This window comes from Spirosoma utsteinense (assembly GCF_014282275.1).
GTDB classification, from domain to species: Bacteria; Bacteroidota; Bacteroidia; order Cytophagales; family Spirosomataceae; genus Spirosoma; species Spirosoma utsteinense.
The window spans coordinates 1-10,634 of sequence record NZ_VFIA01000078.1 but is presented as its reverse complement, the minus strand read 5'-3'; the positions used below and the strand labels follow the sequence as shown (position 1 = coordinate 10,634).

The window sequence follows — 10,634 nt, the reverse complement described above, 5'->3', positions numbered from 1 at the left end:
CTGCCCACTGGTAGTCGGTCAGTGGTTGCCACTGTTTGGTCATTACTTTGTTTCTTGGTCGATACAAAGTTGACTCGGCTACCAGTCCTTATCAATTCCCCAACAAGCTCTAAAGGGCGGCCCGGCTCAAAGCCAGCTTTCTGTAAGGCATTGAACAGGGTTTGCCAGTAACTGCCGGTGCTTTCCATGGCTACCGACGTTATGCCATACTGCCTCAAATGGTCGATGAGATACTGGTGATCCTGAGTGTGAACGCCAAATGACTGGACGTTTTCTTTGTTTATAATCCATTCCAGCCCAGATTTTAGGAAGGACTGATGTGTACCACTATAAGTTGATGAGCTTATTACTGAAGCTGTAACAAGATACGTAAAAAGCACAAGCTGCCCTACTCCTGTTGTCCTGGGTATTCAATGGTACCCGCACAATCATTCGATTTTAGGACGGGTCAAGAGCTAAATAGTCCAATAAAAGCTTGTCGTGTAATCTTTAGTGGACTATTAAAATTCGGCACAACAATAAGTTACAGCTAAAAAAGCCGCACGAAGAATTCGTTCATGGAGACCCTAAAATAAATGGATATATGGTTTAGGTTACTACTAGACTTGTTGTGACGGGTTAATTTTGTCGTATGAAGTTGTCCATTGATGATTTGAAGAATGAACGCCAATGGCGTTCAGCTACCGGACTGGACCAGAAACGGTTTGCTAAATTAGTGCTGCTTGTTGAAAATGGATATCAGACCCTATTTGGTAAAACCATTCAGCAACGGCAAGCCGAATGCCCGGAGGAACCCCATCTAAGCACCTGTACAGAACTGCTCTTTTTCACCCTGTTTTCGCTAAAATCAGGCCTTACTTATGATTTGATCGGTTTAGTGACAGGCATGGATGGCTCGACAGCCAAATGCTTACAGACCTTGGGCCTTGAGGTCTTACAACACACGCTGGCCAAGAATGGCTATGCGCCCAAACGTAAATTTCAAAGCGTAGAGGAGTTCAAAGCCTACTTCTTTAAACACAGTACCATTATCATTGATACCACCGAACAACGTACACAAAGGCCTGGCGATACTGACTATCAAAAGCTGATGTACAGCGGCAAAAAAAAGCCCACACCGTCAAATCCATGATTATCACAACCGCTGATCGGTACATCCATTACGTGAGCCGCTGTTGGGTGGGTAAGAGTCATGATTATCGAATGTTGAAACATGAATTTCCACCTTATTGGGATTGGTTCACCAGCCATCGGGTACGGTTGGATTTAGGTTATCAAGGTTTTGGCAAAGACTATGATTGTCAATCGGTTATCTTACCCAAAAAGAAACCCTGTAAGCAAGAACTAACGGCTGAAGACAAGGCGCAGAATCGTCAAAAGTCATCTGAACGGATTTATGTCGAACACGCTATTGGTGGGCTGAAGCAGTATCGTATTTTATCCGATAGGCTGCGGATTCACGATTGTCAAACCTACGATACGACTTTGGAAGTGTGTGCCGGACTATGGAACTTTTACCTCTCTAACTAACTCATTATCACCGTCACAACAATACTACTCAAGTCGATCCATGCCATCCAGCTCTGAAACCATTCACGAAAACCTTGCCTTTTGTGAACGCTTACCATGAAAAGTACAAAAATCAAAAAGGCAGGTACTGACTTTTTTTATAGCCCATATAGCGCTAAAGTACTGTTTTGACGTGGTTGTGAAATTGGGTAATAGCCAATAGATTATGACTCTGTTCACAAGCAAACGAACGTTTATAGGGTATAACCAAACAAAGAAGCCGAGCCCAGAACGGCGGACTGTATGTGTCCAGCGGTGCTTGAATAGATTATCTAATCGCTTACGTGTACCGATGAAATCATTTGTCAAAAAAGCCGCGCTCAGATTCAACTGGTGCGGCTTTTTAGTGTTAATTAATGTACTTGAGAAATCACCTGATTAATTCAATAGTTCCGGCTGGGGTCGCGCTACGACCAATGGCTGTTTGTAGCGTGGACCCAGTCGGAACCGTTCGTTTAGAAGTAGCCGAAGGTATAGCTGCCCCAGTAGCTTTGCCAATCTGACTCCGCTTGGTTCACATTGGGTATCATGTAAACGGTGCTGATCATCCATTTGCCACTTCGCTCAATGGGAAAAGTTACCTCGCCCTGACTGTTGCTGCGGAGTTTTGTGTGGGTGGTACGGCCATCTTTAGCGTGCCAGGCCAGCACTAACCCATCCGATAAGGGGGCATTGTTGAACAGTATCCTGAAGGTGACCCGGTCCGTTGATCCTATGGAGTAAGGATTACTGCCGGGTATGATTTCAAGCGGCATCCCCGTATCGAGGGCGTACGTATCGTCGGACTTTCCAGCTACCTGAACTAGCGTTTTTACGCACCGCTGATACCGCTCTTTGCCCGATTTCATCGTATCGCCCTGTTGTTCCCGAAGCCGTAGAACATTATCCAGCCCTTCGGAGCGCAGGTAATCATTAAATTTCAACGCTTTTAGTTCAATAAATTTGCTGCTGTTGGCAAAGGCAATCAGGTGGTTACCGCTGGTGGCAAAGGACACAGAAACACGGCTTAAACTATCGCCGGTTACTTTACTCCGAATGTCTTCTTTCGTGGTGCCTGCAAAATGATCCAGTTTTAAGATTTTGTATTTGTGCCCGTTAGAATGTTCCCCCTGATAGTCTTCGCCAACCATCATGTTGATAAGGACCTGCTCATTTTTCTTTAGCAGAAATTTAGTCGGCTCAAGCCAGAATTCGTGGGCATAAGCGATGCTGCCTAACAGCAGCAGTCCAACAACGGTAAGGACTCGGTTTGTTTTCATTCTTTCTTTGAGTTATTTGCTGCCGCGCAGGAACGTGCGCGGCAGGGGGTGATAAAATGGGTTAGGTCAGTAGATCAGATAGGAAATGCCCACCCTGATGTTGACGGGATTCCCCAACGAAGCCACGGTGTTGCGCGACAAACCGCCATTGAAATAGCGGGCATTAGTGAGGTTATACACGTTGAGCTGGAAATTGACCCGCTGAACGGCGTAGTTCGCCACCGCATCCAGTACCGTTGATGCCGGAACAATGAAATTCTGATTCGACAGATTACCCACATGATCACTGGTGTAGCGACCACCGATGCCGATGCCCGCTCCTTTCAACAGATTACCCGTAAAGTGGTAGTTGATAAAGGCGTTAGCAATGTGATGGGGGGCATTCACGTACTGGAAACCTTCCTTACCAATGGAGCTATTCGACAGCAGTACATGGTTATTGTAGGCATAACCGCCAATAATACTGACGTTTTTGAGATTGCCCTGCACCGTTGCTTCCACACCCCGACTGCGCGTTCCGGGTACTACCGCTTTCCGGTTTGGATTCGTAGCAGACGGGTCCGGGGCCAGAATATTGGTGTAGTCGATAGTATAGGCTGAAACCATAGTCGATAATCTGTTACTGAAGAAATCGCCTTTGTAGCCTACCTCGAACTGCTCGGCAGTTCTTGGCGGGAAAGGGCCACCCGCCCCACCACTGTTGGACAACTGGGGTGCGAAGGATTTGGTATAGCTGCCGTAAAACGAAACGGTGGGTAGTGGTAAAAACACCAGCCCAAACCGGGGTACCCAGGCGGTGGCCTCGGATGCGTCGCCCTGTGCATCATCCCGTTTGGATAACGGGGTCTGGATAAGGGAGTAGGAGTCGTACCGAATCGAGAGTAACGCTTTTAGTTTCTGGCTCAGACTAATCTGGTCCTGCACGTAGCCGCCAATCAAATTGGTTGCCTGTTTGTTGTCGTCATAATAGTCAACCTTGGGGTTTGGTGCGGGCACGTCATTGCTGTAATTGGGCTGGAGTATGGCAATACGGGTTGTGGGCGAACTGCGGTAATCGTTCTTGTACCAACCAAACCGGTTGAAGTCCACCCCGGCCAGAATGGTGTGCTGAATTTTGCCGGTTGCCACTTTATAATTCAGGTACGCCGTAGTCTGGGCATTGAACTGGTCATAATCCCAATAGGAATAGGACCGGCTGACGGAATCATTACGAATGGCACCGCTCACAAAATGGTCCGCAAAGTTGAACTGGCTGCGTACGTACCGCTGCACCACGGCGAGGGATAAATTCTGGTTAAACCGGTGATTGAACGTCATCGTCAGTGACGTGTTCGTGGTCTTTCCAAAATCAGACGGGCTTTGCACCGTCAGGTTATTGGGGTAGTAGTTAAAGTCGTAGGTCCCGTCTTTATTGTCTTTTACGTACGTACCCCGGTCGTACTGTTGCACGCTGTTTTCGTGGGCGTAATTGGCTTCTAAGGTTACGTTGGTAGCCGGAGAAAAGAGATAGGTTAGCGAGGGCGCAACGAAGATATTTTCTACTTTCTGGTAGTCCCGAAAACTGTTAGTCCGGTCGTAGCCAACAATGGCGCGGTACAGCAACTTCTGATCTTTAGTAATCGGGCCAGTGGCATCGGCTGAAAAACGGGCCGCATGCCAGCTCCCGTAAGCCGCCGTGAACTCAAACCGCTTTTGGGCCTGGGGCTTCTTGGTCACGAAATTGATTACCCCACCCGGCATACCTTCGCTGAACAGCACCGATGCCGGTCCACGCAGTACTTCCACCTTCTCGATATTATAAAGCAGCGGCTGCTGACTCCACAGATACAGCGTGCCCCGGATGCCATTAAACGTGGTGAAGCTGGCATCATTGGGGTTGTATCCGGTAAAACCGCGCAAGCTGAAACCACCCATGGCATTATTGGCCTTAACACCGGTCATCAGCGGAGTCAGGTCATTGAGCGTAAAGGCCTGCCGGTCCCTGATGATTTGCGGGGAGATGACCTGTACTGATTGTGGTATTTCAATCAAGGGGACATCGGTCCGGGTGGCTACGGACGAATGATCCGTATTGTACTGAGTCTTTCGGCTCACGACGGTTACCTCCTGCAGCTCCCGGCGATCTTCGGATAACTGGAGGTCAAGTTGAGTGGTTTTATTAGCACTAATCGTGACGTTCTGTTTTAGGGCGGAATAACCCAGTGTAGACGCTGATAATGTGTATACGCCGGGCGGAACCTGGCGAATAACGAAATAGCCATCTTTATTGGTCAGGCTGCCCTGCGTCGTGTTCTGAAGGCGGATCGAGACGTCTCTCAGCGGCTCTTTATCCGCAGATTGTATGTAACCGGTCACACTGCCATTCTGCGCGTAGCAATAGCCGGTGATGCCGAGTAGGGTCAATAGGATAAGCGTAAAGTTGGATTTCATTTGATAATCAGTTAATGATTCTGAGATGGGGATGATCCTTTTTATGAGTAGCTGAGAAGCCATCTAACCCGTTGCGTCGGTGGTTAAGTCATGTATAAAGCAACAGAGCGGGTCTAGAAGTAAAGACTGTATCATGCTTACAATTCTTCACCCTGCGTCATTGCATTCAGATGCCTGACAAGATCTGACAAGTTTTGAAAATCTTGAAAAGCAAGGCAGTACGGCTCGCTCTTAACCGACCGGGTAAATTAGAATTGGTCGAGAGCGTCTGACAACGGATCTGATTGGTCACCTGAAAAGAAAAACGGTGAAGAAGCCATAGTTTTTGATAGGTAGGGGTACGACGGTACAAAACCCGAGACTAAAGTTTGGTAAAGAGGAGTCAGCCCAAAAGGCCGACTCTTGCCCGACGATCTTATTTTCACGTTTGAGTAAATCAGAAAGCTGAATCAGCCCGTGGGCCGGTCGAGTGAGACTGGCTGAGCCACGAAGTGCACCACAATTACGTGCCACTTCCAGCCGGTAGAATGAACCATCGCGGGTCGCTACGTCAGATAATCGACCGCAGAGGTCAACTGACTTATGAAGAAGGCACGTAAGTGAAAGGGGGGCAAACCCCAGAGGAATACGCTGAGGAGCGTACACAAAGAGAGCCTGAACAGCTAAAACCGGAGATAAATGTATACGCTGCAAACTGCCGGGGGGCAGGCTACAGGTCAAACCGGTTAGGCAGAGAGTAACTTTGTGAGTGTATCCCGATTAGGCTTGCCGGGGCGGCAGAATGAGAACCACCTGGACGCTGGTCGAACTACGAGCCTGGTATGTGAAAACCGGCTTTTCCAGCCAGTTGCTGGCGGGGGGCAAGAGATATTCAGTTGCCTGAGCCAGCGTATGGACACTAATTGTGCTTACCACCAAAATCACGTGGTGCGGGGGCATATCATGGGCACTCTGACAGCGGCTGGCCATGGATTCCAGCATAAAGGTTTCCAGCGCGTCCATGCGCATGTAGCGGCATTGCTGATACTGGTGCCCCTCTTCACTGATCAGCACCCGAACCCGTTCCATCTGATCCTGAGGGCGGTTCACGCAGTCCATCCCCGCCACCAGCAGGTAGTTGATTAGGAGCAGCATGGCAATCCAAGGACGGGCTGACATAAGATGAGCGTAAGTACGGAAGGGCAGCAAGTTAGTCAAAAACTGATGATATCAAGTCCACCCTACTGGGTACACGTAATTGAGAGTTGAACAGATTCATGGTGAGATCCTTCTAAAGAGACACACCAATTGGGGTCTCTTTAGAAGGATCTCACGGCTGTAGCCGACCGTCGTGGTTGCGGGTCACTATGATCCTCCGTCTTAAATTCTGATTACCTTTGCCCCGTTCTTTGCAATACCCGTCAATCGGATGGTCGGTTTCGGTGGTCATGCTTTCGCGCTGGACCACAGGAATTAAAAAAGGAATCGTGTGAAAATCACGAGCAGACGTGCTACTGTAAGTGTCCGTTTCGTCCGCGAAACAAGTCGTTGCCCCAACAAGGCCCATTGTCCTGGATGGATGAGAAGGGCGGCACCGATGATACGAGCCAGGAGACTTGCCGACCTTCTCAATGGCTAAGCCCTCACGTTTTGGGGCCTGGTTCACGTATTGATTTATAAAATTCTTGGGTACCACCAATCGTTCTTTTCGGAACGAATTGCTCTGTGCGCAATTCCTGTGCTGCGGTAACGCGAATAGCAGGAACTAGGCGGCTGGGTGTTGGCGGTATTCGCTGACTTTGTAAATCCTCCTGTTTTTTGGCGGGTGGGTGTTTCGAAGGCGTTTTAAAAACCCCTTTAAACACGTCTTATGCAGACACACAATCTGGGCTACCCCCGAATCGGGAGCCACCGCGAACTCAAACGAGCCAGCGAACAATTCTGGGCCGGTAACATTACCCGCCAACAGCTTCAGGAAACGGGCCTGGCCATCCGGCAGGCCAACTGGCTCACCCAGCAGCAGGCGGGCATTGCGCTTATTCCCTGCAACGATTTTTCGTTCTACGATCAGGTGCTGGATATGTCGCTCACCGTTGGGGCCATTCCCGACCGGTTCGCGCCCCTGCTGGAAACCAGCCCGTCAGCTACGTATCCGTCCGACCTGTATTTTGCCATGGCGCGGGGGTACCAACAGGAGGGACTGGACCTGAAAGCGATGGAGATGACCAAGTGGTTCGATACCAACTACCACTACATCGTTCCCGAATTCAGGGCCGATCAGACGTTTACCTTGTCGTCGGATAAACTCTTTACCGAATTTGACGAAGCCCGGCAGGTGCTGGGTAAAACGCCGAAACCCATGCTGCTGGGACCGGTTTCGTATCTACTGCTGGGGAAGGAGAAAGACAGCGGCTTTAACCGGCTCGACCTTTTAGAGCGGCTGCTTCCCATTTATGAACAAATACTGACCCGGTTGCAGGCGCAGGGGACTGACTGGATTCAGTTCGACGAACCCGGCTTGTCGCTCAACCTAACCCAGCCGCAGCAGGACGCGTTTGCCACGGCCTACCAGTGGCTGCGGCAACGATTCCCGACCCTTAAATTCCTGCTGGCTTCGTACTTCGAATGCTACGGCGATAATCTTAACGCCGTCATCCAGCTACCTGTCGATTGCCTGCATCTGGATTTGGTACGCTGTCCCAGCCAGTTGGCCGACATCCTGCAAACTGACTTCACCGAGCGGCCAATGCAGCTGTCGCTGGGCGTGGTTGATGGGCGAAATATCTGGATCAACGACATGAATCGCTCGCAAATCCTTGTTCAACGGGCAATTGATGCAGTAGGGGCTGACCGGGTCATGATTGCCCCGTCCTGCTCGCTGTTGCACGTGCCGTGCGATCTGACGCTGGAAACTAACGGCCAGAGCCTACCCGCCGAAGTAAAGCAGTGGCTGGCTTTTGCCCGGCAGAAATTAGCCGAAGTGGCTACCCTGGCCACGCTCATCAGCGACCCGGAAAGCCCGGAAGCCCAGGCGGCTCTAGCAAGCAATCAGGCGGCTTTGGCAGCCCGCTCTAAGTCGGCCCGGCTGAACCGACCCACCGTGCAGGCCCGCGTCCGGGCGTTGACCGATACCGATGCCCAACGCAGCAGCCCATTTGCGCAGCGGCAGACCGTACAGCGGGAGCAGTTGAATCTACCCCTGTTTCCGACCACGACCATCGGCTCCTTTCCGCAGACGGAAGCGATACGGACCAACCGATCCAAACTCAAGAAAGGCGAACAAAGCCAGGCAGACTACGACCAGTTCATCGAAACCGAGATTACCGAAGCCATCCGCTGGCAGGAAGATATTGGGCTGGATGTGCTGGTGCACGGCGAATTTGAGCGCAACGATATGGTCGAATACTTTGGCGAACGGCTCGATGGCTTTGCTTTCAGTGCGAACGGCTGGGTACAGAGCTACGGCTCGCGCTGCGTGAAACCGCCCATTCTGTTCGGCGACGTGGCCCGTTCCCAACCCATGACCGTACGCTGGACGCAGTTTGCCCAGTCGCTCACGGACAGACCCGTGAAGGGGATGCTGACGGGGCCGGTGACGATCCTGCAATGGTCGTTCGTGCGCGATGACCAGCCCCGCCGGGATACCTGTCTGCAACTGGCCCTGGCCGTCCGCGACGAAGTGGTCGATCTGGCCGCTGCCGGCATTCGGATTATTCAAATTGACGAGCCGGCTATCCGCGAAGGCTTGCCCCTGCGCCGGGAAAACTGGGCGACCTACTTAGATTGGGCGGGGCGGGCGTTCCGTGTGGCCGCGTCGGGAGTAGCTGACACGACGCAGATTCATACCCACATGTGTTATTCGGAGTTTAACGACATTATGGGAGCCATTGCCGCCCTGGATGCCGATGTGATCACGATTGAAACATCCCGTTCTCAGATGGAACTGCTGGACGCTTTTGTCGATTTCAACTATCCCAACGAGATCGGCCCCGGCGTATATGACATCCACAGTCCCAGCGTACCCACCGTAGCGGAAATGACCGGTCTGCTGCACAAAGCCATGGCGGTTTTGCCGGCCCATAATCTGTGGGTCAATCCCGACTGCGGTTTAAAAACCCGCCGGTGGCCCGAAACGGCTCAGGCCCTGACCAATATGGTTCGGGCGGCTCAGCAGATTCGCCAGCAGATCGCTGAACCGGCTTAAGCCGCGGTACCTGTCGTGCGTTTAGGGCTTGTTAACGCACGACAGGTTTTGTGCTGAGGGTACCGTTGGCAGATTCACAAAGTCATTCACGCTAAACCGAAAACACATGAACGCTACCCCCGGCTCGGACCCTCGTCGGAAACACGAGCAGGTTAGCTGCCCGCGTTGTCAGCAGCCGCTCGAATGCCGTGTGGGCAGTATCAATCTGTGCCCGTGCCAGGCGGTGGTCCTCAACGAAGCCCAACGACAGTACATCGACGAACAGTTTAGGGGTTGTTTATGCCCTGACTGTCTACTGACCCTGCGCACCGCTTACAACCGGCTCGAATATGATCGGGCCATCACCAAACTTCTTTATGGCTACGAACCTCCCCGCTGATTCACTTGCTCATCGCATCGCCGACGCTGAAACGCACGTGTTCAAAGCAGTATTTCCCAATACGACCAATCATTACGACACGCTTTTTGGTGGTACGGCCCTGCAACTGATGGACGAAGTAGCCTTCATTGCCGCTACCCGGTTCGCCCGTAAGCGCATGGTCACGGTATCTTCCGATAAAATTAACTTCACCCAACCCATTCCGGCGGGTACCTTCATCGAACTGGTGGGGCGCGTGGAACACGTGGGCAACACCAGTCTGCGAATTAGCGTCGAGATTTTCGTGGAGGAGATGTACGCCCTGGAGCGGCACCGGGCCATTCACGGCTCATTTACGTTTGTGGCCCTGGATGACCAGCGAAACCCGATTCCCGTTCTATCATGAAATACACCGCGTCTGTTCAGCTAAAAAAGGCCGATACCGAAGGGCAGGTGCCTGCGTCAATTCTGGACGAGTACGTTCGGCAGGAACTAATCCGCCTGGTAGGTGCTTGCCTGAAACCGCACCTGATCGTTCGGAAAATGATGGATACCACTGACTGCGGTGATGCGCATACCGACCTGGTCAACTTCATTTCCGACGGGGTGGTGCTGTCAGCAGCGGAGTGGAACTGCGTGAAAGAACAACTTAGCCACGGATTCGGCTCACCCATTGCCGGGGAACTGCGTTCGCTACAGACCCTGATTGATAGCATCGAAACCGTTTATAGAGGTGAGCATTAATTTGTAATAAAGGCTACTTCTTTCTTGCGGAAGAAGCTTTGGACTAGTTTAGGATCCTCCTCTACTAGCTTAACCTGCTCCTTGATGGCTT

Annotated in this window: 9 protein-coding genes, 1 pseudogene and 1 riboswitch; of the genes and pseudogenes, 6 read left to right on the top strand and 4 right to left on the bottom strand. The window is 51.4% G+C overall.

The window, feature by feature from the left end; genetic code table 11:
- Positions 1-380 (bottom strand): annotated as a pseudogene (locus FH603_RS28465) (hypothetical protein); the annotation flags it as partial.
- Between the two features lie 251 nt (positions 381-631).
- Between FH603_RS28465 and FH603_RS26895 the strand changes: the two are divergent.
- Both FH603_RS26895 and FH603_RS26890 read left to right on the top strand, forming a co-directional pair.
- Complete coding sequence (locus tag FH603_RS26895) at positions 632-1,132, top strand: hypothetical protein (RefSeq protein WP_186742223.1); 501 nt, start codon at positions 632-634, stop codon at positions 1,130-1,132.
- Positions 1,129-1,530: a transposase family protein gene (locus FH603_RS26890; protein WP_186742222.1), complete on the top strand. Its 402-nt coding sequence runs from the start codon at positions 1,129-1,131 to the stop codon at positions 1,528-1,530. Before FH603_RS26895 ends, FH603_RS26890 begins: the two co-directional genes overlap by 4 nt.
- 494 nt (positions 1,531-2,024) lie before the next feature.
- Here the strand turns inward: FH603_RS26890 and FH603_RS26885 are convergent, their stop codons facing one another.
- The 3 genes from FH603_RS26885 to FH603_RS26875 form a co-directional block, all read right to left on the bottom strand.
- On the bottom strand, positions 2,025-2,828 hold the full coding sequence (locus FH603_RS26885; RefSeq protein ID WP_186742221.1) for a DUF4198 domain-containing protein: 804 nt from the start codon (positions 2,826-2,828) through the stop codon (positions 2,025-2,027).
- A gap of 66 nt (positions 2,829-2,894) precedes the next feature.
- On the bottom strand, positions 2,895-5,258 hold the full coding sequence (locus FH603_RS26880; RefSeq protein WP_186742220.1) for a TonB-dependent receptor: 2,364 nt from the start codon (positions 5,256-5,258) through the stop codon (positions 2,895-2,897).
- 759 nt (positions 5,259-6,017) lie between these two features.
- Complete coding sequence (locus FH603_RS26875) at positions 6,018-6,416, bottom strand: hypothetical protein (RefSeq protein ID WP_186742219.1); 399 nt, start codon at positions 6,414-6,416, stop codon at positions 6,018-6,020.
- 238 nt (positions 6,417-6,654) lie between these two features.
- Positions 6,655-6,875, top strand: a riboswitch (cobalamin riboswitch).
- A gap of 232 nt (positions 6,876-7,107) precedes the next feature.
- On the opposite strand from FH603_RS26875, the gene metE reads away from it, so the two are divergent.
- The 4 genes from metE to FH603_RS26855 all read left to right on the top strand — a co-directional run bounded on the left by metE (position 7,108) and on the right by FH603_RS26855 (position 10,543).
- A complete protein-coding gene (gene metE / locus FH603_RS26870; RefSeq protein ID WP_186742217.1) occupies positions 7,108-9,441 on the top strand; it encodes a 5-methyltetrahydropteroyltriglutamate--homocysteine S-methyltransferase in 2,334 nt (777 codons plus the stop codon).
- Between the two features lie 106 nt (positions 9,442-9,547).
- Positions 9,548-9,820: a cysteine-rich CWC family protein gene (locus tag FH603_RS26865; protein WP_186742214.1), complete on the top strand. Its 273-nt coding sequence runs from the start codon at positions 9,548-9,550 to the stop codon at positions 9,818-9,820.
- The gene (locus FH603_RS26860) at positions 9,798-10,205 is read left to right on the top strand and encodes an acyl-CoA thioesterase (protein WP_186742212.1); all 408 of its coding nucleotides are present in this window, start codon (positions 9,798-9,800) and stop codon (positions 10,203-10,205) included. Before FH603_RS26865 ends, FH603_RS26860 begins: the two co-directional genes overlap by 23 nt.
- The gene (locus FH603_RS26855; protein WP_186742210.1) at positions 10,202-10,543 is read left to right on the top strand and encodes a hypothetical protein; all 342 of its coding nucleotides are present in this window, start codon (positions 10,202-10,204) and stop codon (positions 10,541-10,543) included. The genes FH603_RS26860 and FH603_RS26855 overlap by 4 nt, the downstream gene beginning before the upstream one ends.
- Positions 10,544-10,634: the final 91 nt, after the last annotated feature.

Bases quoted from the DNA above. Each gene is read 5' to 3' on its own strand.
- FH603_RS26895 (WP_186742223.1), top strand. From the start codon at position 632: ATGAAGTTGTCCATTGATGATTTGAAGAATGAACGCCAATGGCGTTCA.
- FH603_RS26890 (WP_186742222.1), top strand. From the start codon at position 1,129: ATGATTATCACAACCGCTGATCGGTACATCCATTACGTGAGCCGCTGT.
- FH603_RS26885 (WP_186742221.1), bottom strand. From the start codon at position 2,828: ATGAAAACAAACCGAGTCCTTACCGTTGTTGGACTGCTGCTGTTAGGC.
- FH603_RS26880 (WP_186742220.1), bottom strand. From the start codon at position 5,258: ATGAAATCCAACTTTACGCTTATCCTATTGACCCTACTCGGCATCACC.
- FH603_RS26875 (WP_186742219.1), bottom strand. From the start codon at position 6,416: ATGTCAGCCCGTCCTTGGATTGCCATGCTGCTCCTAATCAACTACCTG.
- metE (WP_186742217.1), top strand. From the start codon at position 7,108: ATGCAGACACACAATCTGGGCTACCCCCGAATCGGGAGCCACCGCGAA.
- FH603_RS26865 (WP_186742214.1), top strand. From the start codon at position 9,548: ATGAACGCTACCCCCGGCTCGGACCCTCGTCGGAAACACGAGCAGGTT.
- FH603_RS26860 (WP_186742212.1), top strand. From the start codon at position 9,798: ATGGCTACGAACCTCCCCGCTGATTCACTTGCTCATCGCATCGCCGAC.
- FH603_RS26855 (WP_186742210.1), top strand. From the start codon at position 10,202: ATGAAATACACCGCGTCTGTTCAGCTAAAAAAGGCCGATACCGAAGGG.